At 71.1% G+C, this 23,656-nt stretch carries 24 protein-coding genes; 12 read left to right on the plus strand and 12 right to left on the minus strand.

Annotated elements, in window-relative coordinates; genetic code table 11:
- The first annotated feature begins 88 nt into the window (after nt 1–88).
- Nucleotides 89–940, plus strand: coding sequence for a helix-turn-helix transcriptional regulator (locus IH26_RS0123065; protein WP_030438311.1), 852 nt, complete (start codon nt 89–91; stop codon nt 938–940).
- Here the strand turns inward: IH26_RS0123065 and IH26_RS0123070 are convergent.
- Nucleotides 935–1,786, minus strand: coding sequence for a GNAT family N-acetyltransferase (locus tag IH26_RS0123070; protein ID WP_030438312.1), 852 nt, complete (start codon nt 1,784–1,786; stop codon nt 935–937). The two genes, IH26_RS0123065 and IH26_RS0123070, sit on opposite strands and share 6 nt — an antisense overlap.
- The gene (locus IH26_RS0123075) at nt 1,783–2,697 is read right to left on the minus strand and encodes a DMT family transporter (protein WP_030438313.1); all 915 of its coding nucleotides are present in this window, start codon (nt 2,695–2,697) and stop codon (nt 1,783–1,785) included. Before IH26_RS0123075 ends, IH26_RS0123070 begins: the two co-directional genes overlap by 4 nt.
- 102 nt (nt 2,698–2,799) lie before the next feature.
- On the opposite strand from IH26_RS0123075, the gene IH26_RS0123080 reads away from it, so the two are divergent.
- The 5 genes from IH26_RS0123080 to IH26_RS0123100 all read left to right on the plus strand — a co-directional run bounded on the left by IH26_RS0123080 (nt 2,800) and on the right by IH26_RS0123100 (nt 8,741).
- Nucleotides 2,800–3,366: a CGNR zinc finger domain-containing protein gene (locus IH26_RS0123080; RefSeq protein WP_030438314.1), complete on the plus strand. Its 567-nt coding sequence runs from the start codon at nt 2,800–2,802 to the stop codon at nt 3,364–3,366.
- 53 nt (nt 3,367–3,419) lie between these two features.
- The gene (locus tag IH26_RS0123085; RefSeq protein WP_084599014.1) at nt 3,420–6,461 is read left to right on the plus strand and encodes an ATP-binding protein; all 3,042 of its coding nucleotides are present in this window, start codon (nt 3,420–3,422) and stop codon (nt 6,459–6,461) included.
- A gap of 65 nt (nt 6,462–6,526) precedes the next feature.
- On the plus strand, nt 6,527–7,627 hold the full coding sequence (locus IH26_RS0123090) for a class I SAM-dependent methyltransferase (protein ID WP_063763733.1): 1,101 nt from the start codon (nt 6,527–6,529) through the stop codon (nt 7,625–7,627).
- Nucleotides 7,624–8,379, plus strand: coding sequence for an SDR family NAD(P)-dependent oxidoreductase (locus IH26_RS0123095; RefSeq protein WP_030438317.1), 756 nt, complete (start codon nt 7,624–7,626; stop codon nt 8,377–8,379). The genes IH26_RS0123090 and IH26_RS0123095 overlap by 4 nt, the downstream gene beginning before the upstream one ends.
- Before the next feature lie 194 nt (nt 8,380–8,573).
- Nucleotides 8,574–8,741 carry a hypothetical protein gene (locus IH26_RS0123100; RefSeq protein WP_157437340.1) on the plus strand — a complete coding sequence of 56 codons (168 nt, stop codon included), beginning with the start codon at nt 8,574–8,576 and terminating at the stop codon, nt 8,739–8,741.
- Between the two features lie 198 nt (nt 8,742–8,939).
- On the opposite strand, the gene IH26_RS0123105 is transcribed toward IH26_RS0123100, so the two are convergent.
- Nucleotides 8,940–9,536 carry a TetR/AcrR family transcriptional regulator gene (locus tag IH26_RS0123105; RefSeq protein ID WP_051808415.1) on the minus strand — a complete coding sequence of 199 codons (597 nt, stop codon included), beginning with the start codon at nt 9,534–9,536 and terminating at the stop codon, nt 8,940–8,942.
- A gap of 69 nt (nt 9,537–9,605) precedes the next feature.
- On the opposite strand from IH26_RS0123105, the gene IH26_RS0123110 reads away from it, so the two are divergent.
- Nucleotides 9,606–9,977 carry a nuclear transport factor 2 family protein gene (locus IH26_RS0123110; protein ID WP_030438320.1) on the plus strand — a complete coding sequence of 124 codons (372 nt, stop codon included), beginning with the start codon at nt 9,606–9,608 and terminating at the stop codon, nt 9,975–9,977.
- A 180-nt stretch (nt 9,978–10,157) separates the two neighbouring features.
- Here IH26_RS0123110 and IH26_RS0123115 read toward each other — a convergent pair whose 3' ends face one another.
- A complete protein-coding gene (locus IH26_RS0123115) occupies nt 10,158–10,892 on the minus strand; it encodes an SDR family NAD(P)-dependent oxidoreductase (protein WP_030438321.1) in 735 nt (244 codons plus the stop codon).
- A 96-nt stretch (nt 10,893–10,988) separates the two neighbouring features.
- Here IH26_RS0123115 and IH26_RS0123120 point away from each other — a divergent pair, with 96 nt between their 5' ends.
- Complete coding sequence (locus IH26_RS0123120; protein WP_245665423.1) at nt 10,989–11,645, plus strand: TetR/AcrR family transcriptional regulator; 657 nt, start codon at nt 10,989–10,991, stop codon at nt 11,643–11,645.
- Here IH26_RS0123120 and IH26_RS0123125 read toward each other — a convergent pair.
- From IH26_RS0123125 to IH26_RS0123140, 4 genes are read right to left on the minus strand one after another with little or no spacing between them, the layout of a single operon-like run.
- Nucleotides 11,610–11,840: an anti-sigma factor family protein gene (locus IH26_RS0123125; protein ID WP_030438323.1), complete on the minus strand. Its 231-nt coding sequence runs from the start codon at nt 11,838–11,840 to the stop codon at nt 11,610–11,612. The genes IH26_RS0123120 and IH26_RS0123125 overlap by 36 nt on opposite strands.
- Nucleotides 11,837–12,475: an RNA polymerase sigma factor gene (locus tag IH26_RS0123130; RefSeq protein ID WP_030438324.1), complete on the minus strand. Its 639-nt coding sequence runs from the start codon at nt 12,473–12,475 to the stop codon at nt 11,837–11,839. Before IH26_RS0123130 ends, IH26_RS0123125 begins: the two co-directional genes overlap by 4 nt.
- Nucleotides 12,476–12,507: 32 nt before the next feature.
- Nucleotides 12,508–12,879 carry a YybH family protein gene (locus tag IH26_RS0123135; RefSeq protein WP_034215854.1) on the minus strand — a complete coding sequence of 124 codons (372 nt, stop codon included), beginning with the start codon at nt 12,877–12,879 and terminating at the stop codon, nt 12,508–12,510.
- A 13-nt stretch (nt 12,880–12,892) separates the two neighbouring features.
- Nucleotides 12,893–13,606, minus strand: a complete 714-nt coding sequence (locus IH26_RS0123140) for a flavodoxin family protein (RefSeq protein WP_030438326.1) — start codon at nt 13,604–13,606, stop codon at nt 12,893–12,895.
- A gap of 396 nt (nt 13,607–14,002) precedes the next feature.
- On the opposite strand from IH26_RS0123140, the gene IH26_RS53850 reads away from it, so the two are divergent.
- Nucleotides 14,003–15,103 (plus strand): lactonase family protein, encoded by a 1,101-nt coding sequence (locus IH26_RS53850; protein ID WP_169789800.1) that lies wholly within the window; start codon nt 14,003–14,005, stop codon nt 15,101–15,103.
- A 205-nt stretch (nt 15,104–15,308) separates the two neighbouring features.
- Here IH26_RS53850 and IH26_RS0123150 read toward each other — a convergent pair whose 3' ends face one another.
- The gene (locus IH26_RS0123150; protein ID WP_030438327.1) at nt 15,309–15,917 is read right to left on the minus strand and encodes a hypothetical protein; all 609 of its coding nucleotides are present in this window, start codon (nt 15,915–15,917) and stop codon (nt 15,309–15,311) included.
- A 615-nt stretch (nt 15,918–16,532) separates the two neighbouring features.
- Here IH26_RS0123150 and IH26_RS0123160 point away from each other — a divergent pair.
- Nucleotides 16,533–18,191 (plus strand): chloride channel protein, encoded by a 1,659-nt coding sequence (locus tag IH26_RS0123160; RefSeq protein ID WP_245665425.1) that lies wholly within the window; start codon nt 16,533–16,535, stop codon nt 18,189–18,191.
- 285 nt (nt 18,192–18,476) lie between these two features.
- Here IH26_RS0123160 and IH26_RS0123165 read toward each other — a convergent pair whose 3' ends face one another.
- The 3 genes from IH26_RS0123165 to IH26_RS0123175 form a co-directional block, all read right to left on the minus strand.
- Nucleotides 18,477–19,277 carry a DUF4142 domain-containing protein gene (locus IH26_RS0123165; protein WP_034215855.1) on the minus strand — a complete coding sequence of 267 codons (801 nt, stop codon included), beginning with the start codon at nt 19,275–19,277 and terminating at the stop codon, nt 18,477–18,479.
- Between the two features lie 340 nt (nt 19,278–19,617).
- On the minus strand, nt 19,618–20,193 hold the full coding sequence (locus IH26_RS0123170; RefSeq protein ID WP_084599016.1) for a MarR family winged helix-turn-helix transcriptional regulator: 576 nt from the start codon (nt 20,191–20,193) through the stop codon (nt 19,618–19,620).
- A gap of 118 nt (nt 20,194–20,311) precedes the next feature.
- Nucleotides 20,312–21,058 (minus strand): DUF4142 domain-containing protein, encoded by a 747-nt coding sequence (locus tag IH26_RS0123175; protein WP_051808418.1) that lies wholly within the window; start codon nt 21,056–21,058, stop codon nt 20,312–20,314.
- A 238-nt stretch (nt 21,059–21,296) separates the two neighbouring features.
- Here IH26_RS0123175 and IH26_RS53855 point away from each other — a divergent pair, with 238 nt between their 5' ends.
- Together IH26_RS53855 and IH26_RS0123185 are read left to right on the plus strand one after the other, a co-directional pair.
- On the plus strand, nt 21,297–22,046 hold the full coding sequence (locus IH26_RS53855) for a DUF4142 domain-containing protein (RefSeq protein WP_051808419.1): 750 nt from the start codon (nt 21,297–21,299) through the stop codon (nt 22,044–22,046).
- 223 nt (nt 22,047–22,269) lie between these two features.
- Entirely contained in the window at nt 22,270–23,466 is a 1,197-nt protein-coding gene (locus tag IH26_RS0123185) for a lactonase family protein (protein ID WP_157437344.1), read from the plus strand.
- The last annotated feature ends 190 nt before the right edge of the window (nt 23,467–23,656 follow it).

Here is a 23,656-nt window from a genome sequence, read left to right on the forward strand (position 1 = left end):
GCCCAGAGCACCGTTCGACCGTGGGCGGCGCGAGCCTGGGTCTGGCAGAACCAGGCTCGCCCCGTTGCGGAACGCCATACTGGGTCCTATGGAACGGCACACCTCGTTGGGTGAGTTCCTGCGCTCCCGGCGGGCGCGGCTGCGTCCCGAGGATGTGGGACTGCAACCGATGCCCACCCGGCGCAGGGTGCCCGGCCTGCGCCGGGAAGAACTCGCCCAGTTGGCCGGCGTCAGCGTCGACTACTACGTTCGCCTCGAACAGGGCCGCGGCACCCATGTCTCCGACGCCGTCCTCGACGCCGTCGCCAACGCCCTTCAGCTCGCGGGCGACGAGCGGGCCCATCTCCGCGATCTCGCTCGACCGGCCCGGTCTCGCCGCCGCCCGGTCCGCCCGCAACAGGTGCGTCCCCACCTGCGTCAACTGCTGGACGCCATGACCGACGTACCCGCGTTCGTCGTCGGCCGGCGTACCGACGTGTTGGCCTGGAACCCGCTCGGCGCCGCCCTCATCGCGGATTTCCGGACGCTGTCGCCACGACAGCGCAACTTCGCCCGATTGATCTTCCTCGACGAGCACATCGGAGCGCTGTTCACCGACCGGCGGCGCAAGGCCCGCGACATCGTGGCCTTCCTGCACCTCGACGCCGGCCGGCACCCCGACGACCCACTGCTCGCCGAGCTCGTCGGCGAGTTGTCCCTGCACAGCCAGCTCTTCCGGCAGCTGTGGTCGCAGCATCCCGTCGGTGACAAGAGCCACGTCGCCTACGAAGTCCAGCATCCGCTCGCCGGCCCCCTGTGGCTGGCGCAGGAGGCGCTGCGGGCGCCCGACGACCCCGATCAGACGCTCGTCACCTACACCGCCGAGCCCGGATCACCGTCCCAGGAAAGCCTTCGCATGCTCGCCTCCTGGCACATCCCGGCGGCGGCTGATCAGTCATGAGACCGACGTGAGCACGGCGCGGTTGTAGAGCAGGTCGAAGCCGCGACGCTGGGCGTTCTGCTGCGACTGGGAGCCCGGCTGCACGGTGATGACCGCGACGTCACAACCGGCCGCCGTGGCGTCCGTCAGGCGGGCCGCCAGCAGGGCGCTCTGGATGCCTCGGCGGCGGAAGGCCGGTGCGGTAGCGGCCCCGGTGAGCTGGGCGATGCCGTCAGCGATGCGCATGCTGCCGCCGCCGGCCGGGATCCCGCTTGCCGTGGCCAGGTAGTGCCGGACGAGGCCGGCGGTGTCCCGCTCGGCGTTCTCGAGGATCTCCCGCGGGAATTCTTCCTGCCACGGGATGCCCTGCGTGTCCGGATGCAGCGTCGCCTCGACGACGACCTCCACCCAGGCGTCGAACTCGTCGTCGCCGCACGGATGAACCTCGATCCCCGGCGGCGCGATCGGTTCGACGACGGCGCCGAGGGTCCGGCCGAGCACATTCTCGAACGACACCAGCCGATAGCCGCGCGCGGCCAGCAACTCCAGGAGCGCCGGGTCGGCGAGACTGGCGACTTCCACCTGAACCGGCGCGCCACGCTCGGCGTACGCCTGCTCGATCCTTTCGAAATCGGCCGCCTCGGGCCGGCCCGCGAAGCCGAGGCCGGCGACCTTGTTGATCGGCGAGTCGGGTTCGGCGTAGCTGGCCACGCCGCCCGCGATGGGTATCGCGAAGGTCGTCGACCCGCCTCGCCTGCCCCGGACGGCGTCGTTCCACACGGCGATGAATTCTGCCTCGGCCCGTTCGATGCGTGCGGCGAGGGAGATGTCGCAGAACAGCGGGATCCGGTCGGTCTGGTCGATCATCGGTACTCCTCGACAAGCTCGGATTGTGGTGTGCTCGGTGCCGGCGGCCCGGCCGGGCTGCGCAACAACAGCACCAGGCCGGCGAGGATCGCGGCGCCGCCGATCAGTTGTAGGAGCGAGGGACGGTCACCGAGAAAGACGACCGCGGTCAGCGTGCCGACCACGGGAGTCAGGTTTCCCAGCAGGCCGGCCCGGGCCGCGGGCACCCGGCCGATGCCCCGGTTGAACAGGACACCACCGACCACGCCGCAGACGACCACCGCCGTGCAGGCCAGCCAGCCCTGGGCACCGGCCGTGCCGAACCGGCTGCCGCCGGTCGACCACGAGAGCATCACGAAGGGCACAACGCTCAGCAGCCCGCCGATGCTCTGCCAGGCGCTTTCGTTAAGCCCGTCGCCGCCGTCGTTGAAGCGACGGGTGGCGATCAGGAACACCGCGGCGGCGACCACCGCGAGCAGAACCAGCACGTTGCCGGCCGTCGTGTCGGTGCCGGCCGGGCCGCCGGGCTCGAAGGCGACCAGCGCACCGCCGGTGAGACCGACGACCAGGGCCAGCACCGCCCGGCCGGACAGCCGCTCGCGCAACACGGCGACCGCCAGCAGTACCGACAGCAACGGCTCGGCGGCCAGCAGCAGGCTGCCGCTCGACGCGCTGGTGCGGGCCAGGCCCAGGTCGCCGAACAGGAACGCCAAGCCGGGCACCAGCGCGCCGGCCAGCATGTGCCGCAGTGCCCCGCGTCGGCGTAGTTGCCCCCGCGCCGCGGCGGTGACCAGCAGAATCGTGGCCGCGCCGGCGATCTCGACCGCCAGCAGGTCGGCGGGACGAACGGCCCGCAGCGCGACGACCGAGACGGTGGTGCTCACGCCGTAGACGGCAGCCGCGAACAGCAGCGCCGATTCACCGGAGCTCATCCGGACAACCCTGATCACCGTGACCTCCCGACAAACGCAACCGTCATAACCGTTACACCGGTTACGGTGACCGTCAACCGGTTAAACGTGTACGGTGGTTACATGGCGCGTACAGTCTCCTGGCCCGGCCTCGGCGACGAGGAATTGCTCATCGCCGTGGCCAACACCGCCCATGGCGAGCGGGACGAGTTGGCCGACTCCGCTTCGGTCCGCGCCTGGTGGCACGGCCTCGGTGCGCCGGCGCCCACCCAGGACGGTTCTTCGGCGGCGCCGGAGAGCGTCGCGATGCTGCGCGCGTTGCGCGGCCTGATCCGCGGCCTGGCCCTGCGCAACAACGGCATCGAGCCCGACCTGAGCGGGTCGGCGGAGTTGGATGGGCTTGCCGTGCGCCTCGATCTGCGCGGTGCGCCGTCGCTACGCGCCGACGAACCTGGCGACCTCGCGCGGGATATCAGCGCCGCGACGGTCGCCGCCCTGCTGCGGGCCACCGCTCGACCGGGCTGGCCCCGGGTCAAGGCCTGCCGCGGGGACGACTGCCGCTGGGTCTTCGTCGACGGTTCCCGCAACTCCTCCCGCCGGTGGTGCGCCATGGCCAACTGCGGCAACCGCGCCAAGATGGTCACCTTCCGCGACCGGCACCGCGCCACCCCTGGTCGGCACCCTGGGTGACCGGCGGTGCGCGTCACCTGGGCCGCCGTAGCCATCTGTGATTGGCTGGGCGCATGCGCAGCCGTGCCGGGAACGAACTGGCCGGGCGAGCGGCCCTGCTCGCCGATCTTGGCGGCTGGCTGGATGCGGCACGCGCCGGACAAGGTCGAGCGGTCGTGCTGACCGGCGAGCCGGGTATCGGCAAGTCGAGCGTTTTGGACGCGGTGTGTTCCTGGGCGGCAGGCGCGGGATTCGCGGTCGGGCGTGGCTGGTGTTCGGAGGCCGGGATGCCGGCGTACTGGCCGTGGCGCCGGGCCTTTGCGCGGCTCGCGCCCGATTTGGCGTTCGGCGGCGACACGGGGGAGCGGGACGAGCGTGCGATCCTGCTGGCGACGGTGGCGGACACGCTCGAGGAACTCGGGCGCAAGCAGCCGGTGCTGATCGCGATCGATGATGTCCAGTGGGCGGATCCGTCGTCGCTGCTGTTGCTGCGCACGATCGTCGACGCGGTCCCGACGCTGGCCGCGGCCGTCGTCGTCACGGCACGCGATGATCCACTGCTGGTGGCGGCCGCCGCAAGGGACGCGCTCGCAGGTTTGCCGAGCGCCGTGCGGCGGGTGCCGGTGCCGGCGCTGGACGCCGTCTCCGCCGCGAGCCTGGTCCACCGCTTCGCCGGCGACGACCTGCCCGCGGCGGCCGTGGCCGGGGTGGTCGACCGCACCGGCGGCAACCCCTTCTTCATCACCGAGGTTGCCCGCCTCGTCGCGACCCACGGGCCGAACGCCGCCGTGGTTGTCCCTCCTGGCGTCCGCGAGGTGCTGCAGCGTCGCCTCGCCCGACTGCCTCAGGCCTGCTTTGCCCTGGCGAAGGCGGCCGCGGTGGCCGCCGAGTCGGCCACCGCCGAGCGGGGCAACGTCGACCTGGCTCTGCTCACAGCCGTGGCGGGCAGCGACGAGTCCGCCGTACTCGACGCCCTTGAACCCGCCATGCGCAGCGGCTTGGTCGCGGAAGGCCGGTCAGTTGGCGCCAGCGTCCGATTCGCGCACGCACTCGTGGGCGAGACGCTGATCGAGGGGATGTCACCGACCGAGCGCGGGGAACTGCATCGACGGGTGGCCGAGGCGCTGGGCGATCGCATGCCACCGGAGGATGTGGCTTCCCGAGCGGCGTATCACTGGTCGAGGGCCGGCGGCGCGGATGCCGGCCGGCGGGCCGGGCAGTGGGCGCTGGCGGCGGCCGACAGCGCCACCCGGACGCTCGGCTACGAGGCCGCAGCCGAACACCTGCAGCAGGCCGCCGCAGCACCCGGCGTCGACCGGATCCAGGTCCTGCTCCGGCTCGGCGAGGCTCAGCGGCTGGCCGGGGATCTGCCCGGCGCCCGCGCGACGTTCGGCAAGGCGGCCGACCTGGCCGCCGAGGCCGGCCGGTCGGCCGACCTGGCGGCGGCCGCGCTGGGCCCAGGCGGCGGTATCGCCGGGTTCGAGGTGCCCATCGCCGACGAGGATCAGGTCGCCCAGCTCCGCCGAGCCGAGGACAGGTTGCCCGAGGACGCGCACCGGCTGCGCGGCGCCGTCCTGGCCCGTCTGTCCGTCGCTCTGACGGGGCTGACCGGACTGCGTGACCGACGACTGCTCGCCGAGCGGGCGATCGCCGCGGCGGACCGGTCCGGCGACAGCGCGGTGACGGCGGCCGCCCTCGCCGCGCTCTGCGATGCCTCCGCCGGCCCGGACTTCGTCGATCAACGACTTGCCGCGGCCCAGCGGATGACGGCGCTGCCTGCTGATCGCGTGTCGACGCTACTCGCGCGGCGGCTCGCCGTGGTCGCCCACCTCGAACGCGGCGACCTGGTCAGCGCGGACGCCGAAATCGCCGCCTACGACCGTACGGCGCAGGCGGCTGGAGTCGCGCTCTACCGATGGCTGCCCGAGGTCTGGCGGGGCATGCGCGCCCTGATCCGCGGCGACCTGACCGCGGCCTTCGCCTACGCGGACGCCGCCGAACGCATCGGCCTCAAGGCCGGCAGCGCCAACGCGGCACTGCTGGTGTTCACCCTGCGGATGCAAGCCCACCTGACCGCCGGTACCGCGGAGGACTACGCGCAGCCGACGCGCGAGGTGCTGGCGAGCGTGGAGTCGTTCGGGCTGCCGCTGACCTACCTGGCCGCGCCGGCCCGGCTGCTGCTCGCCGCCGGCGATAACCAGCTGGGCCACGAGGTCCTGCGCCGCTACCGGCAGACCGCGGCCGAGGACATCGACCTCGACGCGGAATGGCTGGAAGGTCACTGGGCGCTGGCCGAGCTGGCGATCCGGCTCGACGACCGGCCGGCGGCGGCCCGGCTGCTGGACGTTCTGCGTCCCTATGGACGGCTCTGGGCCGTCGACGGCATCGGCGGCGCCGTGTTCGGCCAGGTGTGGCACCAACTCGGTGGCCTCGCCATCTACCTGGGCCGCAACCGGGAGGCCGCCACGTTCCTGCACGATGCTCAGCGCAGCTACACCGACACCGGCGCCGCCGGGCTGGCCGCGCAGGTCCGCGACCTGCACGCCGGACTCGGCGGGCCGGCTCCCGCCACGACCAGCGCCGCCGCCGGGGCCATTCGGCGCGAAGGGCAGTTCTGGCGACTCACCTGGCGAGACCGGACCAGCACCGTGCCCGACAGCAAGGGCATCCGGGATCTCGCCATCCTGCTGACCCGGCCCGGGCAACCGGTCCCCGCGATCGACCTCGTCGAGGCGGCGGGCGGGCCACCGGCTACCGCAAGGGGCGCAGACCTCGGCCCGGTCCTGGACCCGCAGGCCCGGACGGCCTACCGCGCCCGCATCCTCGAGCTCGACTCGGCGATCGCCCAGGCCGGGCCGGATACGGCGGAACGTCTCCGGGCCGAGCGCGCCATGCTCGCCGGCGAGCTCGCCGGGGCACTCGGCCTGGGCGGCCGGCCCCGGTCCGCGGGCGACCCGGTCGACCGGGCGCGCAAGGCCGTGACCATGCGCCTTCGGGCCGCCCTGCACACCGTGGAGAAGGCCGACCCCGCTCTGGCTCGGCACCTGCGCAACGCGGTCCGGACCGGACGGACCTGCAGCTACGAACCTGACACCGACGTCGTGTGGCGGACCTGACGATGTCAGGCCGCAGCTGACGCCCTCCTCGTGAAGGTGCAGTTCTCGTCCAAGGAGTGATCGCCATGAGCACCGACACGATCGAAACCGCCGCCGACCCGATCGGGGCACTGTCCGGGCGGCTGTTCACCGCCGGCGTCGACGCCCTGGAGCTGTGCAACATCTACCTCGGCGTCCAGCTCGGCCTCTACACCGCGCTCGACGGGCAACCCGCGACACCGTCCGAGCTTGCCGCCCGCACCGGGCTCGCCCCCCGCTACGTGGGCGAGTGGCTGCAACAGCAGGCCGTCGCCGGACTGCTCGAACCCGATGGCACCGACCCGGCCACCGCCCGCTACCGGCTCGCCGACGGCGTCGCCGCGGTCCTGACCGACCCCACCAGCCCCGCCTACCTGGGCGGCCTGCCGTCCGCCGTGGCCGCGGTCGGCCAGGTCCTGCCCGACCTCGCCCGGGCGTTCCGCACCGGCGCGGGCGTACCGTACGCCGCATACGGCCCGGACGCACTGAGCGCCCAGTCCGCGCTGAACCGCCCCGCCTTCGTCAACCTCCTCATCGCCGACTGGCTGCCCCAGATGCCCGAGGTGCACGCCCGTCTCGCGGACACCGGCCACGCGACCCGAGTGGGTGACTTCGGCTGCGGCCCCGGCTGGTCGACCATCGAGCTCGCCAAGGCGTTCCCGCACCTGCGTCTCGACGGATACGACAACGACGAGGCGTCCATCGCGGCCGCCCGGCGCAACGCCGCCGACCACGGCGTCGCCGACCGCATCGACTTCGAGGTAACCGACCTGTCCGACCGCGACGCCGATTGGACGGCCCGCTACGACCTGGTATTCCTGTTCGAGTGCCTGCACGACCTGCCGCGGCCGGTCGAGGCATTGGAGAACACCCGCCGCTCGCTCGCCCCGGACGCAACGGTGATCGTGATGGACGAACGGACCGCCGACAGCTTCACCGCCCCCGGCGACCCAGTGGAACGGTTCTTCGCCGCCGCCAGCACGCTCTGGTGCGTGCCGCAGGGCATGGTCGGCGTCGACCCCGAGCCGATCGGTCCGCTGCTGCGCACGGCCACGCTGCATGAACTCGCGGCCCGGGCCGGCTACCGCGGCAGCGAAGTGCTCGAGATCGACCACCCGTTCTGGCGCTTCTACCGGCTGATCCCGTGACCGCGCCCGACTTCCGCCTCGACGGCCGGGTGGCCCTGGTCACCGGCACGTCGACCGGGCTCGGCGAACGCTTTGCGCGGGTCCTGGGCGCGGCCGGAGCCGCCGTCGTCCTCGCCTCCCGGCGCGCCGAACCGAACGCGACGCTCGCCGCCTCGCTCCGCGACGCCCTGCCGGTCACCTGCGACGTCCGCCGAGACGAAGACCGGGCCGCCCTGGTGGCAGCCGCCCTCGACCGATATGGACAGATCGACGTCCTGGTCAACAACGCCGGGATCGCCAGCTCCACGCCGGCGGAGGACGAGAACCTCGATTCCGTACGCGATCTGCTCGACACCAACACGGTCGGCCTGTTCGGGATGACCCAGCTGGTCGGGCGCCACATGCTCGACCGCGGCCAGGGCAGCATCGTCAACGTCGCCTCACCATCGGCAACGATCAGCCTCGACCGGTACCCGCTCGCCGGCTACGCGGCCAGCAAGGGCGCGGTCGTCGCGCTGACCCGCGAACTGGCCGCCCAATGGGCCGGCCGCGGGGTGCGGGTCAACGCGCTGTCGCCGTGCTTCTTCCCGAGCAACACCACCGGCTGGCTGGCCGACCCCGACCAGGTCGCCTGGATCAGCGGCCGGACGCCCATCGGCCGGCCACCGCGCCCGGACGAACTGGACGGCCCGCTGCTGTTCCTCGCCAGCGTCGCCTCGTCGTACGTGACCGGCCAGAACTTGGTGGTCGACGGCGGCTGGACCACGCGCTGACCGCTCCACGGGCCGGCCGGCTCCCGGGCTCGGCCTGCCGCACAGCTCGCCGCCGGGCGCGCCGCATCGTCCAGGTGCGCCGTCAGCGCCGCCAGATCCATGCGGTCGCCCGGCGGCAGGATGAGGCATGAGGTAAGTGGCATGCCACGATAATCAAAGTGGGCCTGCCCAGGCAGGGCTCGTACGATGACGGCGTGTCGGATTTCGACGATCTGGTCGATCAGTACGAGCGATATCTTGCTCGCGTGGAGCCCGCCGCTGTCGGCGAAGCGCGATCTCGGATTGAGGCATGGTTGCGGGACGGGCTGCCCGAGCTTCGTGTGCGCGTGATTCTCGGCGGAACCGTCGTAAACCAGGCGTGACGCGGCGCCCGAGGATGTCTTCCCCCACGGCCTCAACACCGTCGAGGTGTCGTGTCGCGCGCCGCACAAGCTGCTCGGCCGCACAGCTGACCCGACTTCCGGAGCCGATCGCCGCGGCCGCGCTCCGCGAGGCGGCCCTTATCGGGAGAAATTGGCTCCCGATCGAGTGAGGCAGATCGGTTGCTGTCACCGGACTCGTCAGGCGGCCGGAGTCGAGCGCAGGCAGAGCCGGAGCACCCCGGACCGGAAGGCCTCGCCGGCCGCGGCGGGCGTCATCCGGTCGGCGGCGACCTCCTGCCCGGCCGCGTGCCCGAGCGCCACGATCGCGGCGATCTGCCAGGTGACCGGCGAGGTGCTGTCGAACTGACCAGCGGTTCGGCCACGTTCGAGGAGTTCGACGAGTTGTCGGCTGATCGGCCGGTGCCGGTCGACCTCGTCGCCGGGCGGTTGCGCGACGGCCTCGGTCAGGACGATCGGATACCGCGCCAGGATCTGCCAGGATGCCTCGACCCACCGGTCGAGCGCCGCCGGCGCGGGCAACTCGTCCAGATCGAGCCGGTCGAACACGGCGACGGTCTCGGCCGCGATGTGCTCGAGGATCGCGGCCAGCAGCTTCTCCCGGGACGCGTAGTGCGCATACACGGTCTGCCGGGCCACTCCCGCGGCCGCCGCGATCTCCTCCATGTTCGCCTGCGGTCGCCGCCCCAACAGATCGATTGCCGCGCTCAACACGGCGGCGCTGCTCCGCTCGGCGTCGGCACGTCGCCGTCGTGCCGGCCCCGGCAAGTTGGACATGGTTGTCAAGGCTAGCCCGGTCACCTTATCTTGGACACATGTGTCAGAGTTATTCGAGGGAGGGTCCCGATGAGCGCTCCGCCACCTGGCGCGGATCTGGCCGGCTATCTGCGGCGCTATCCGCTGGAAATCACCTTCGGCGACGACGATCCGGCCGAGGTCTTCGACCGTTACCACGCGCCCGGTTTCGTTCTGCACAACGACGGCCTGGCCCTTGACCGTGAACAGTTGCTCGCCCATGTCGCCTCGGGTCGCAAGCGAGCCACCGAGGTCCGCGTCGACGTCCACGATGTCGCCGTGACCGGCGACGTGGCCGCGGCGCGGTATGTCCTGACCGCCGCCATGCGCAAAGGCCAAGTAGTCGAGACCGAGATCTTCATGTTCGGCCGGCTCGCCCCGGACGGCCGCCTGCGCGAGATCACCCAACTGACCCGCAGCTGACGCACCGGCTTCCGCACGGTGTCGGGCGAATTTTTGTGCGGGCCACCCGGATCCCCGACATCCCACGCAGGACTGTTTGCGACGCGGCCGGTGTCGCCGCAGCCTCCGGCGGCGGCGAATGAGGCGGGCCTCCGGCTGCCTACCGGGACTGGCCTGGTCGGCGGACGGAGGCCCGGTCGGTCAGATCGCGGTGCGCCCGGCGTCGACGGCCACCGTCGCGCCGGTCACGAAGCCGGACGCGTCGGAGGCCAGGAACGCGATCACCTCAGCGATCTCCTCTGGAGCCGCCAGCCGCTTCAGCAATGTCGTGCCCGCGACCTGCGCGGCGCCCTCCTCCCCCATGCTCGACATCACCATGTCGGTCCGCGTCGGACCCGGGGCGACCGTGTTCACCCGCACGCCGGCCGGGCTGAACTCGGCCGCCCAGGTGCGGGTGAGGGCCTCCAGGGCGCCCTTGGTCGCGCTGTAGGTGGACAGGCCGGGCATGCCGATCCGGGCGGCCATCGTGCTGACGTTGACGATGCTGCCCGACCCCTTCGCGGCCATCGCCGGAGCGAGCGCCGCGACCAGCAGGTACGGCGCGCGTACGTTCGCCGCGAAGGCCTCGTCGAGGCCGTCGGCGTCCTGCTCGGTGGTGGCCGCGATCGGGAACAGCGCCGCGTTGTTGACCAGGATGTCGACGTCACCGGCCTGCGCCGCGAGCTGCCGCAGCGACGTCACGTCGGTCAGATCGGCGGCGACGAACCGGGCCATGCCGCCCGCCGCGGTGATCTCCTTGACCAGCGCCTCGCCGCGCTGCTTGTCCCGGCCGGACGCGACGACCCGGGCGCCGCGTGCCGCCAGCAGCCGGGCCGTGGCGCCGCCGATTCCCCCGGTCGCGCCGGTGACGAGCGCGGTCTTTCCGTTGAGCTCCATGAACAGACCCCTTTCTTCGGTACGAATGGATCGTGTGACCCACAATCGCGGCGAAAAAATGGGTTGTCCAATCCAAAACGAGGTAGTGTGTCCGGCGTGACAGCGAAACGGCTCACGGCCAAGGGCGAGGCAACCCGGCGGCGGATCGTCGAAGCGGCCGCGCGGCTGATGTACGAGCACGGCGTCACCGAGGCCACGCTGGAGGCTGTGCGCGCCGCGGCGGGGGTCAGCGGCTCGCAGATCTACCACTACTTCGCCGACAAGCAGGCCCTGCTGCTCGCCGTGATCGACCACCAGACCGAGGCGGTCCTCGACCTGCAGGCGCCGCACCTCGGCCGCCTCGACACGATCAGTGAGCTTCGCGCCTGGCGCGACATGCTGGTCGAGAACCAGAAACGGCTGCAATGCCGAGGCGGCTGCCCGATCGGGTCGATCGGCGGCCAGGTGGCCGAGACCAACCTCGAGGCCCGGCTCGCGGTCGCCTCGGGCTACCTGCGCTGGGAAGAGGCGATCCGGGCCGGGCTGAGCACCATGCACCGCCGCGGCGATCTGGCCGGCAACCCCGGCGACCTGGCGCTGGCGCTGCTCACCGCCTTGCAGGGCGGACTGCTCATGGTCCAGATCCAGCGAGACGTACGACCGCTGGAAGTCGCCCTGGACACCGTTCTCGACCGTATCGGCTCGCTGAGCAGCGGGCCCGCCGCTCGTGAGGAACGCTCAGCCGGCGGGCCAGTCGCGGAAGGCGGCCAGTAGCCGGTCGCGGGCCTCGGGCGCCAGCCGCTGCGCGGGCAGGTGGCCGAGGGCGTCCACGGTGGCGCGGATCTGCTCCAGGTAGCGGTCGCAGCCGTCGCACTCGGCCAGGTGCTCCACGAACCGCTGCTCGGTCTCCAGGGGCAGGGCGCCCTCGAGGTAGGCGGTGACCAGTTCCACGAACTCGTCGCAGTTCACGCCATCGCCTCCTTGATCCAGTGTTGCTCCAGGGTGGCGCGCAGCGCGGCCCGGCCGCGGTGCAGCAGGACGCGCTGGTTGGCCGCGCTGATCGACAACATTTCGCAGACTTCCTCGCTGCTGTGCCCCGACACGTCGCGCAACGTGACCACGACACGCTGGCGGTCGGGCAGCCCCGCCAGCGCGGCCGCGAGCTGGCGGCGGGTCTCGCCGGCGACCGCGTCGTCCTCCGGGGACGGCCAGGCGGGCGGGAAACTGCGCCAATGACCCGGGTACGGGTCGTCGGCGCCGCGGAACCGTGCCGGGTCCACCGTCGGGCCGTCGTCGAGGCCGAGGCTGCTCGCCGGGACGGTGCGGGCGTCGCGTACCCCTCGGGTCTTGGCCTTGTTGACCACGATCCGGTAGACCCAGGTGCGCAGCGAGGACCGCTCCTGGAACCCGTCGATGCCGCGCAGCACACCCAGCCACGCCTCCTGCACGACGTCCTGCGCGGTGTGGTCGTCGGCGACGAAGGCCCGTGCGGCCCGCACCATGCCCGGCGACCAGGCGTCGATCAGTGCGGCGAACATGGTCTCGTCCCGGGCGCGGAGCCGGGCCACGACGACGGCGTCGGCGGGCAGCACGGCGTCGACCATGCAGCGCACGATACTGCCCGCCGGCGCCGGAATCACGCACCCCAAGGGTCGTCGATCAGCAGAGCCCACGTGCCGTCCGGGCGGCGGCGCATGACGTCGGCGCTGGTGCCGCTCAACTGCAGCGGGTTGCCGTCCGGCGTGGTGCCGTCGAGCGTCCAGGAGTTGAGCACGGTGGCGATGTCGCCGGCCTGGACGACCTTGCGGACGTCCGGGGTCAGGGTCGGGCGCAGGGCGGCGAACCCGGCGAGCGCGGCCCGGATCTGCTCGAGGCCGTGCAGCGGCTCGGCGCCGGGCTGCGGAATGAACGCGGCGTCCGGCTCGTACAGGGCGACGGCGTCGTCGAGGCGGCCGTCGTGCAGGGCGGCGGCGAAGTCGGTGATGACCTGGGCGGGCGTGGCGGGCATGGTGGTCGGCCTTTCAGCGGTATTCGGGGTTGGGGAAGTCGAAGCGGCAGCCGGCGTCCCATTCGCTGCGCTGGTTGCCGTGCGCCGGGATGCCGCCGGCGTCCTTGAGCATCCGGGCCAGGTGCAGCAGGTTCCAGGTCATGAACGTGGTGTTGCGGTTGGTGAAGTCGTTCTGCGGCCCACCCGAGCCGGGATCGAGGTAGGACGGGCCGGGCCCGGCCTCGCCGATCCAGCCGGCGTCGGCCTGCGGCGGGATCGTGTAGCCCAGATGCTGCAAGCTGTAGAGGACGTTCTGGGCGCAATGCTTGACGCCGTCCTCGTTGCCGGTGATCAGGCAACCGCCGACCCGGCCGTAATAGGCGTACTGGCCGGCCTCGTTGAGCAGGTGGGAGCAGGCGTACAGCCGTTCGATGACCTGCTTGGTGACCGACGAGTTGTCGCCCAGCCAGATCGGGCCCGCGATGATCAGGATGTCGGCCGGCAGGACCTTGTCGCGGTAGATCTCCGGCCACGCGTCGGTAGCCCAGCCGTGCTCGGTCATGTCCGGCCAGACCCCGGTCGCGATGTCGTGGTCGACGGCCCGCAGGACCTCGACCCGTACCCCCTGCTTCTCCATGATCGCCCGGCTCAGGTCGATCAGGCCGCCGGTGTTGCTCACCTCCGGGGACCGCTTCAGCGTGCAGTTGATGACCAGGGCGCGTAGATCGTCGTAACGGGTTTCGGGCATCGGTTCCTCCTCGGTTGATGCCCGGTAGTCCCCGGCCCGGCCCGAAGCGTTACACCAGTTGCCGTACGGCGAAGGGAAGCGGCGGCCTTCGAGCCGGGCAAAGACATCCCGGGACGACGACAGCGTTACCCGAGAAGCCACGTCGCGGCGGCACAGTTCCGTACCCGTGCGACGTTTGCGCGGCTGGCCAGGCTGAACGGCCATGGCACGGCAGCAGATGCGCGATCGGCCGGTGGCCGGGGAGCTGACCAGCAGTCGTGGGAATGCCGGTCGAAGGGTCGGCTGTTGCCAGAGTCTTACCGACTTCTTATGGCCTGTCGCCGAGGTGAGCGGCGGCGGCTGTCGGGTCCGTACCTCCCGCCGAACCCACCGTTCATCCTCGGAGGTACATCGATCATGCGCAGAAGAACCGTTGTCGCGGCCGCCGCCACGGTGCTGATCACCGGAGCCGCGGTTACCACCGGAGTTGCCTTCGCGCACGAGATCCCGCAGCAGCCTGCGAAGTACGGCGCGGGACACGCGGCCGACCGTGGCGGCATGGTTTTCGTGCAGTCGAACGACCCGAAGCACAACTCCGTTCTCGCGTTCCGCCGGGCGGCCGACGGCAAGCTGACCCCGGCCGGTGAATATCGGACCGGCGGGCGCGGCGGCGCGCAGAAAGACAACCCGTTCGACCCGCTGGCCTCGCAGGAGTCGCTGGTCGTCGACCGTACCCGGCAGATGATGATCGCGGTGAACGCGGGCAGCAATTCGGTCACCACGTTCCGCGTACGCGGACAGCGCCTCACCGATCCGCACACGGTGAGTTCGGGCGGTGACTTCCCGAGCAGCATCGCGGTGTCCGGCAGCACCGTGTACGTGTTGAACGCGGGGGGCAAGACCAACGTGAGCGGCTTCCACCTGACCGATCGCGGCCTGCAGCCGTTGAGCAAATCCGCCCGCGACCTGGGCATCACCAACGACGCCACCCCATTGTTCACCGCATCGCCGCCCCAGGTCGGTTTCAGCCCGGACGGCCGGCACCTCGTGGTGACGACCAAGAGCGGCAACACGATCGACGTGTTCGGCGTCGAGAAGGACGGTCGGCTCTCGGCCAAGCCCGTGTCGACCCGGTCGAACGGCGACGTGCCGTTCTCCTTCGTCTTCGACCGCAAGGGTCACCTGCTGGTGACCGAGGCCGCCAAGTCCGGAGTGACCTCGTACGCGCTGCGCGCCGACGGCAAGCTTCAGGTGATCACGCCGTCGGTTGAATCCGGTCAGCAGACGCTGTGCTGGATCGCGCCGGCCGGCAAGTTCTTCTACGGCACCAACCCGGGCAGCTCGACGATCACCCTCTACCACGTCGACGACGCCGGGCTGGTGTCGATCGGCGGGAAGAAGCGCCGGGCGCCGGCCCGATCGACCTGGCCGCCACGGCCGACGGATCGCTGCTCTACGTGCAGAACACCCTGGCTGGCACGGTCGAGGGCTTCCGGGTGGCGAGCAACGGATCGCTGACCCTGGTGACGACCCTGAACAAGGGCCTGCCGGTGTTCGCCGACGGCTCCGGCATGGAGGGCCTCGTGGTCTGGTGACCTTACCGGCGAACAGCGGGACGAGGGCTCACGCCCGGGTGCCGGCCGGCACCCGGGCATGTCTGCGTCGGGGCGGCGGAAGAAGGCTGAGAACAGCCGGTCCATCCTCCGCATCCTCCCGGAATTTCTCAATCGCCGCCGGCGGCGATGAACTCCGTGCCGTCTCGCGCAGCGGCCCACCACCAGAGGGCGAAACCGGCCGCCATGGCCACCATGGTCCACACACCGCGCGGCCAGAAGATGTGGCTGTCAACGAAGGACCAGCCGGCACCCAACAGCACCGCGGTGCCGGGCAGCACCCGCCGGCCGTGGCCGGCGCCCAGCACCACGGTCGCGGCCAGGATCGCGATGAGCAAGGCGTAGACGGCGACTGTCCCGAGCCGGTTGCCGGTTGCATACAGTGCCAGAACGAGCCGGCGCAGTTGGATCGGGTCGCCGGGTTGGCCGGCAATGGTGCCGGCGGCGATGCCAGCCACCGCGTCCAGACCGGTGTAGCCGGCGGCGTACACCGCGGCGCCGCCCCAGGCGACGATCCGGGCAACCCTGGGCACGCGTCGGTGCGGCCGATGCCGCAGCAATACCACAAACCCGAGCGCCAGTAGGGGAAACACGGGCAGCAGAACGATGTGTAGCCACATCCATCGATGGGCTGTCGCGGCCGACAAACCGCCCGGGTGCAGCAGGCCGGCGAAGGCGAGCAGCACCGGCCCCAAAACGGCCAAGGCCAGGGTGGTCACCGATCCGGCGGGACGGCGCCGCGGAGCGCGGCTCACCCCGTTCATGAGGTCACCGCGGGTCACTGAGTACGAGGGTCACAGCGCTGACCGTACGACCCGGACGCCGTGCGGAGGGCCGGCCGAGCCAGCGGTCAGCGGATCGTAAGAACGCGAAACCTTGAACCGCCCGCCGGACGACCAGCCGGCCACCGGCCCGCACCGCCGTCGCCGGCACCCGCGCCTCGGCACCGTCCTCGCGCAGCCGGGTCGCTTGTTTGGCGCGACCTCGGCCAAGGCCCGCAACGCGGCGCCCCGCGTGGGCCTCGAACAGCCGTTTCGCCAGCACGAACACGGTGACCCCGGCTGCCACGTCCGGGTAGACCGACCCGGCAGGCTGGAACAGCGGCTCCCACGCGCTGCTCGACCGGGCGGCGCCGTCGCGGATGACGGCACCGAGCGACCGCACCGTCGCGGCGGCAACGCCCAGCGAGAACGAGGGTGTCCATCGAGCTGCCGAGCCCGGTGGGCAGTGAGCGCCCTGGGATGGTTGGTCGGCGACCATGGAAAGATGTAAGAGTGCACCAAAAAATCTGGACCTGGTTACACGGCAGCAGTGCCGGTCTACAGTCGCTCGCGGTGGTGGTCGGGGCGGGGGCCGGTCTCGGCGCGGCGGTATTCCGCTGGCTGATCATGACTGCGACCCGGCTGTTCACCGGCCACGACGACTACTCGGCGGCCGCGCACGCCGCCAATCCGCATCTGCCCGGGCTCGGCCGCTGGTTCGTGCTGTTCACCCCGGTGGTCGCGGGCCTGGTCTACGGGCCGTTGGTGTACCGCTTCGCCCGGGAGGCGCGCGGTCACGGCGTACCGGAAGTGATGTATGCGGTGGCGGAGCGCGGCGGCCGGATCCGGCCGCAGGTTGCCGTGGTCAAGGCCCTCGCGAGCGCGTTCTGCATCGGCGGCGGCGGGTCGGTCGGCCGGGAGGGGCCGATCGTGCAGATCGGCTCGGCGCTCGGCTCCACCCTCGGCCAGCTGGTGCGGCTGCCCGAGTCCCAGCTGCGGATCCTGGTCGCCTGCGGGGCCGCCGGCGGCATCGCGGCCACGTTCAACACGCCGATCGCCGGGGTGTTCTTCGCCCTCGAACTGATCCTGGGCGACTTCGCGGTCGAATCGTTCGCCGCGGTCGTGCTCGCCGCGGTCACCGCGGCGGCGTTGAGCCGGGCCGCCTTCGGCGACCATCCATTCCTTGCACTGCCGACCTTCACCATCGGCTCGGCCGGGGAGTACGCCGCGTACGTCGTCCTCGGCCTGCTCGCCGGCGGGGTCGGAGTCGGCTGGTCGCGTGCCCTGTACTTCATCGAGGATCTCTGCGACCGGTGGTGGCGAGGTCCGGAGTGGCTACGGCCAGCGGCCGGCGGTCTGCTGCTGGGCGGGGTGTTGCTGGCGCTGCCGCAAATGTACGGCGTCGGCTACCCGGTGCTCGGCCGGGCGGTCGGCGGCGGGTACGCGCTCGGCTTCGTGCTCCTACTCCTGATCGGCAAGATCCTCGCGACCAGCCTGACCATCGGGATCGGCGGCTCGGGTGGAGTGTTCGCCCCGTCGCTGTTCGTCGGCGCGATGCTGGGTGAGGCGTTCGGGCTCGCACTGCACGCGGTCGTCCCCGCGCTGGCCCCGTCGCCGGGCGCGTACGCCCTGGTCGGCATGGGTGCGGTCTTCGCCGGGGCGGCGCGTACGCCGATCACGTCTGTACTGATCATGTTCGAGCTGACCGGCGAGTACCGGATCATCCTGCCGCTGATGCTGGCGATCGCCCTCGCCGCCGGCGTGTCCAAGCTGCTCAGCCGGGACACGATCTACACCCGGAAGCTGCTGCGCCGCGGCATCGACCTGCAAGCGCCGGAACGTGCCCTGGCCCGGATCTCGGTCACCGCGGCGGCCGGCCAACTGCCCGCGCCGTTGCTCCCAGACGCGACGCTAGCCGATCTGACTGCGCGGTTCGCCGCCGACGGCAACACCGCGCTGCCCGTCGTCGACGACGACGGGCAACTGCTCGGGGTGGTGCAGGCGATCGAGGTGGAACGGGCGGTACAGGACGCCGCCGAGGGAATCACCGCCGCCGGCCTCGCTCACACCGTCCCGATTCTCGCCGGCGACGAGTCGCTGGAAGACGCCCTCGCCGCCTTGACCCGCAACGGCGGAGCGGGTCTGCCGGTCGGCGCCGACGGCATCCCATCCGGTTGGCTGACCCACCGCGACCTGCTGCGCGCGGCGGCCGGAATCCGGCAACAAGCCTGACGAGGCCGTGCTCGCTGCCGGGCGCCACGGCGAAGGAGCCGCGGTCCGGCACTTTTCCGACTCGGTGGGCCGCCGAGGCGGCTGGGACCATCTGCTCGTAACCTGTGGCGGTCCCTCCGACGGCAACTGAACGCGTCACAATCTAGGTGCAAATGTGCACCTTTACTGCGGGTTGGCGGCGCTCCTTGGCGGCCAGGGCCGTGACCCCGCGCGGCGTGACCGCGGCGGCATCGCCGACGTGTGCCGGCGATGGCCTTGACCGTGTACCGCGCTGCGGAAGGGATCTCACCAGCGAGCGTGTTGGCGGCGCCGGCGGTTGCCGGCCAGGCGCATGGTGGCGACGGCGCCCACGGCCAGCCCGGCGACCAGCGCGAGCAGCGTGACTGGCAGGTTCGTCTTCGACAGCGTGCTCTCGCTGGCGGTGGTGACCTGTGCGGTGGTGGCGGGCGCGGTCGTGGGTGGCGCCGACGGGTTCGGGGCGGTGGGCAGGGCGGCGAAGTCGACGATGCCGCTGCTTTCCAGCAGGGTCATGTGGGTGACGACGAATTGGTTGGCCTGTTGGGCGAGTTTGCGGACGGTGTCGTTGCGGGTGGTCGCCCGTACGGTCCCGATGGCCGGAAAGATCTTGCCGTGCGCGGCGCGGAGCCGGTCGATGTAGATGGCGTCGAAGTCCTTGCCCGGGGCCGCGTCGCGCATCTCGCCGAGCCATCCCTGCTGGTCGTGGTTCGGCGCGTTGGGCAGGGTGATCTTCAGCTTCTTCGCGGCGGCGCGGTCCAGCGCGTCGAGGACTTTGTGCTGGGCGGCGATCTCCTTGCCGATCTGCTGGATGCGTGGGTCTTTCGACTTCTGCTGGGCCATTTCGCCGGCGGGGATCTCCCACAGCCCGGCCAGTCGGACCTTGACGACGAGGTCCTTGTCGGCGGCCGAGACGGCGCCGTCCCCGTTGTCGGAGATCAGGTTGTTGGGCGGCACCGGGACGTTCGGCTCGGCCCGCGCGGCGGACGGGCTCATGACGATCAATGCCGCGGCGGCGAGTGCCGGGCCGACCAGCCTGCGCCATGGTGTCTTCGTCGCGGTCCCTGGCATTAGGTGCCTCCTGGCATCGGTTGTTCCCGTTTCGCGGTTCCGCGCCGGAGACCGGCAACGCGTCCTTGCAGGATGAGATACGCATCGCGGGGACCAACGGATCAGGCCAGATGGATGCACGTAAGAACTTTGTTATCGTTGACCACCGATCCGCGGATACGCGCTCGGGCGCGCGGCAACCGTTCGTGTGCCGCCGCACCGCTACCGCGACGTCGGCACTCGTGAGCATCCCCCGGGTTGCCCTGCAGGAGCGGGCGGAGGCGGGTGGCTCCGGCTTCGGCGGTGCTCTGCCGCGGCCTCGGTCACTGCCGACTGGACGCCGCCCGTTGCCGAGGCCTGCTCAGTCGGCGTCCGTGGCCGGGCTGATCTCCGCGTCGCGCCATTGCTGCCACCATTGCCGGTCGGGCACCTCGCCGGCACCCTCCACCATGGCGTTGAGAACCGAGGCGAAAGCCAGCGGGCGGGTCATCGTCAACCCGGCGACCAGTTCGGCGAGCCGCTCGCGGCGGCGCCGTGTTGCCTCGCCGACCAGGTTCCGTCCGGCCGCGGTCAGGGTGATCCAGGCGACGCGCCGGTCGTCGGGGCGCTCCTGGCGCGCCACCAGGCCCTTGCGGACCAGCCGGTTGCACATGCGGACCGCGGTCGAGGAGGTGACGGCCAGTTCCTGGGCGAGGTCGGCCACCCGTTGCGGGCCGCGGGAGACCAGGACCACGAGGGTGCGGAACTGGGGCAGTGTGACGTCCTCGTCGAGGCCACTGAGGGATCGGGCCGTTTCGGCCACGAAGGCGCGGCTGAGTGCGAGCAGGGCTCCGACCACCTCCTCCTCGGCCGGTGACAAAGCGGTCGGCGACACCGCAGGCAGCCCCGCGACACGACCCTCGTGGAGCTCACTGCTCGTGCCCACGTTCGTGGCCATTTCCGATTCTCCCGCGTCCCGCATGGTGCTGATCTTTCTCCGTTCCCTGGTGCGTGTCATGTGCCTGTCGGCCCGTGCTCGGCACGGCCATTGTGTGGTCGTGCCCGCCCCGCAGGTGTCACCTTCGCGGTGCCGCGGTCCGCGCTTCGATCCCCGGCCGACGACCGCGCATGGTCCGGACGGCGGCGATCCCCGCGATGCCCACCACGCCGGCGCCAAGGAACCAGAGCAGCGTCGACGAGATCGACGGCCCGGCACCGGGATTGACGTGTGCCGTTCCGGCGGTGAACAGCTCCTGATCGGCCGACATGGCGGCCGGTGGCAACTTGGCGTACTGCACCAGGCCGGTGCTTTCCAGCATCTGCATGTGGTGCATGACGAAGATGCTCGCTTGGGCGGCCAGCTTCCGTACGACCTCGTTGTGGGTGGACGCCCGCACCGCGGAGATGACCGGGAAGATGAAGCCGTGCGTGCCGCGCAGTAAGGTGACGAACATCTGGTCGAACTGGATGCCCCTGGCTGCCTGCAACTGGTTCACGAAGCCCTGCTGCTGGGCGGTCGGCGTGGCCGGCAGCGTCACCCCCAGCTTGTTCGCGGCGTCCACGGTCAACTGATCCAGCTGCACGTGCTGGTTCGCGATCGCCTGGCCGACTTGCCGGATCTGCACTGTCGTGCCCTTCTGGGCGGCCATCTGCCCGGCCGGGATCTCCCACAGGCCGGCCTGCCGTACGCCGTTGAGCAGGGTCAGGTCGGCCACGCCCAACTGGGTGGACGCCGGATCGGCGCCGGCCCGCACCGGTAACACGATCAGGGCAGCGAGCGCGGCGACGGCCAGCGCAACCGTACGGCGTAGCAGGGGTGACATCGGTGCCTCCACGTGGTCGCTCAACCTTCGTCAGGCAGTACGGCGCGGAGCGCAAGAACGTTCACTTGTGCACCCAAATACCTTTTCTAGATGTCACTGATCTTGCCGCGCCATGCGAGCTACTGTGCGTATAGCCGCGTACATGTCATGCAGGAAAAGGAATTTAAGTGCATTACTGAACCTTCTTGTCGCGACGGTCGTACCTCCTGCCGTGGGTCCCGCGCTCCTGGAGGTTCGAATGTCGTCGCTTGTTCGCCGGGCGGCCGCTGTCGCGGTCGCCGCGATTGCTGCGCTGCTGGTGTCGTCCGCTCCCGCGCAAGCCGGTGCGGATGGGCCGGCTCTGCTGAACGCGGCCGATATGACGCTGCTCGTCGGCCTGCACCAGGCCGCCTTGTGGGAAATCCCGGCCGGGCAACTGGCGGCCCAGAAGGGCACGGCACCGAAGGTCCGGCAGGCCGGCCAGAAGATCGCCGACGAGCACGGCCGGCTCGACCAGCAAACCACCGCGGCCGGCAAACAGCTTGGTGTGACGCTTCCCGTCACGGCGACCGCCCAGCAGCAGGAAGCCCTCGGCCGATTGCAGACGGCCGACGGAAGCCAGTTCGACCAACTTTTCGTCGCCTCGTTGCGCGACGCGTACGGGTTCCTCTACCCGATCATCGGCGAGGTCCGCTCCGCCACCCGCAGCGCGGTGATCCGGCACCTGGCCGACCAGGCCAACGTCGCGGTCCTGGACTACCTGGACATCCTGGAGAGCACCGGTCTGGTGCGGTATCAGAAGCTGGCGCCGGCTGCGATCCCGCCGGCACAGGACCTATCCACGCTCGGGATGGCCCAGGCAGACGCCGGAATGTCGCCGCCGATCTCCCCGACGGTCCTCTGGCTGCTCGCGCTCGGAGGATCCGCCGTCGCGGTCATCGCCGCCATGCGGATCCGCCGCCGCCGGCTCCCGGCAGTCGACCCGCGTACCGCGGCCGGACGATCGTAAACAACCAGGTATCCCGGGTGCGTGACCCGCTCGGCACACGACGCCCCGGGGAGCCTGAAGGGGTCTTCCCAGCCGACCGCGGAAAGGGGCGGCGGCACGGTGCGCCGGCGCTGTGGTGATGCCGCCTTCAACCACCAAGTCTTACGAGGTTGTGACGTGCAGTAACGCCACCTCGGTTGCCGGAGACGAAGTCTGTGCCCGATAGGCAACCGAAGGAGTTCCCATGAAAACCCCAGCTCGTCTCGCCGTGATCCTCGCCACGGCAGCCGGCGCCGCCACCCTGCTGACCACTCCGGCGCTGGCCACCTCCGCCCAGGACAGCAGCACCGTGTTCGTCACGACCGAGGGCGTCGACGGCAACGCCATCGTCGCCTACGACCGCGCGCTGCACCAGCAGGGCACCTACCCCACGGGCGGCAAGGGCGGCGTGCTCGGCGGCTCGGTCGTGGACCACGTGGCCTCGCAGGGCGCCCTCACCCTCGACCGGACCCACCATCTGCTGTACGCGGTCAACGCCGGCAGCGACACGCTCACCGTCTTCGGCGTACACGGCGACCGGCTCAACCGCCTGCAGGTGATCTCCACCAGCGGCGTCTTCCCGGTCAGCGTCACCAGCCACGGCAACACCGTCTACGTGCTCAACGCCCGCAACGGCGGCTCGATCCAGGGTTACCTGCGCCTCGGATCGCGCCTGGTCCAGGTGAGCTCCTGGCACCGCAACCTCAACCTGCCGATCACGACCGGAACCGGCGAATTCACGCACACCCCCGGCCAGATCGCGTTCACCCCCGACGGCCGCCGGCTGATCGTCACCACCAAGGCCTCGACCGGCGCCGTCGAGGTCTTCGACGTCGACCGGCTGGGCGGCCCGTCAGCGCAGCCCACCACCACCGCCGTGCCAGGGGCGGTGCCGTTCGCGGTCGAGTTCGACTCCGCCGGCCGCCTGGTCCTCGCCGAGGCCGGGTCCAACGCGGTGGCCACGTTCACCATCGGCCGCAACGGCGCACTGACCCCGATCTCCAGTGTCACCACCGGCCAGGCGGCCACCTGCTGGATCGCCGGCGCCCACGACACCTTCTACGCCTCCAACGCCGGCAGCGGCTCGGTCACCGCGGTCACCGACACCCACGGCCGGCTCGCCACCGCAGGCAACACCGCGACGGCGGCCGGCTCGGTCGACGCGCAAACCTCGTCCGCCGGTGACCGGCTCTACGTCCGCGGCGGCGCGACCGGCACTCGTTCGCCGCGGAATCACATCGGCGCTCGATCCGAGCCTCGGCCAGCATGTCGGAGTTCCTCGCCACGAAGAACATGGCCACTCGTGCCCGGACCTGCTCTCCCCGGGCACCGGTCGCTTGTACAGCGGCCCTCGCGGTCACCTCGTACAGCTCAGCCGCCTCCGCGTTGCGGCCCATCATGACAGTTCGGTGACAACCGGATCTGTCGCCGAGGTTTGCCCGGCCCAGCGGCGCCCGGGAGCGCCGACCTGCCAACCACCGTCAGAGGCGCTACCCATGACCAAGCGGTGCCCGTTCCAGAGATGCTCGCCTCGTACCGATTTCGGGCTTTTGCCACCGGCTCGTCGGGATGGCGCCGATGATGGTGGGGTG

The organism is Actinoplanes subtropicus (genome assembly GCF_000721705.1).
Lineage (GTDB): Bacteria > Actinomycetota > Actinomycetes > Mycobacteriales > Micromonosporaceae > Actinoplanes > Actinoplanes subtropicus.

Bases quoted from the DNA above. Each gene is read 5' to 3' on its own strand.
- IH26_RS0123065 (WP_030438311.1), top strand. From the start codon at position 89: ATGGAACGGCACACCTCGTTGGGTGAGTTCCTGCGCTCCCGGCGGGCG.
- IH26_RS0123070 (WP_030438312.1), bottom strand. From the start codon at position 1,786: ATGATCGACCAGACCGACCGGATCCCGCTGTTCTGCGACATCTCCCTC.
- IH26_RS0123075 (WP_030438313.1), bottom strand. From the start codon at position 2,697: ATGAGCTCCGGTGAATCGGCGCTGCTGTTCGCGGCTGCCGTCTACGGC.
- IH26_RS0123080 (WP_030438314.1), top strand. From the start codon at position 2,800: ATGGCGCGTACAGTCTCCTGGCCCGGCCTCGGCGACGAGGAATTGCTC.
- IH26_RS0123085 (WP_084599014.1), top strand. From the start codon at position 3,420: ATGCGCAGCCGTGCCGGGAACGAACTGGCCGGGCGAGCGGCCCTGCTC.
- IH26_RS0123090 (WP_063763733.1), top strand. From the start codon at position 6,527: ATGAGCACCGACACGATCGAAACCGCCGCCGACCCGATCGGGGCACTG.
- IH26_RS0123105 (WP_051808415.1), bottom strand. From the start codon at position 9,536: ATGTCCAACTTGCCGGGGCCGGCACGACGGCGACGTGCCGACGCCGAG.
- IH26_RS0123110 (WP_030438320.1), top strand. From the start codon at position 9,606: ATGAGCGCTCCGCCACCTGGCGCGGATCTGGCCGGCTATCTGCGGCGC.
- IH26_RS0123115 (WP_030438321.1), bottom strand. From the start codon at position 10,892: ATGGAGCTCAACGGAAAGACCGCGCTCGTCACCGGCGCGACCGGGGGA.
- IH26_RS0123130 (WP_030438324.1), bottom strand. From the start codon at position 12,475: ATGGTCGACGCCGTGCTGCCCGCCGACGCCGTCGTCGTGGCCCGGCTC.
- IH26_RS0123135 (WP_034215854.1), bottom strand. From the start codon at position 12,879: ATGCCCGCCACGCCCGCCCAGGTCATCACCGACTTCGCCGCCGCCCTG.
- IH26_RS0123140 (WP_030438326.1), bottom strand. From the start codon at position 13,606: ATGCCCGAAACCCGTTACGACGATCTACGCGCCCTGGTCATCAACTGC.
- IH26_RS53850 (WP_169789800.1), top strand. From the start codon at position 14,003: ATGCGCAGAAGAACCGTTGTCGCGGCCGCCGCCACGGTGCTGATCACC.
- IH26_RS0123165 (WP_034215855.1), bottom strand. From the start codon at position 19,277: ATGCCAGGGACCGCGACGAAGACACCATGGCGCAGGCTGGTCGGCCCG.
- IH26_RS0123170 (WP_084599016.1), bottom strand. From the start codon at position 20,193: ATGGCCACGAACGTGGGCACGAGCAGTGAGCTCCACGAGGGTCGTGTC.
- IH26_RS0123175 (WP_051808418.1), bottom strand. From the start codon at position 21,058: ATGTCACCCCTGCTACGCCGTACGGTTGCGCTGGCCGTCGCCGCGCTC.
- IH26_RS53855 (WP_051808419.1), top strand. From the start codon at position 21,297: ATGTCGTCGCTTGTTCGCCGGGCGGCCGCTGTCGCGGTCGCCGCGATT.
- IH26_RS0123185 (WP_157437344.1), top strand. From the start codon at position 22,270: ATGAAAACCCCAGCTCGTCTCGCCGTGATCCTCGCCACGGCAGCCGGC.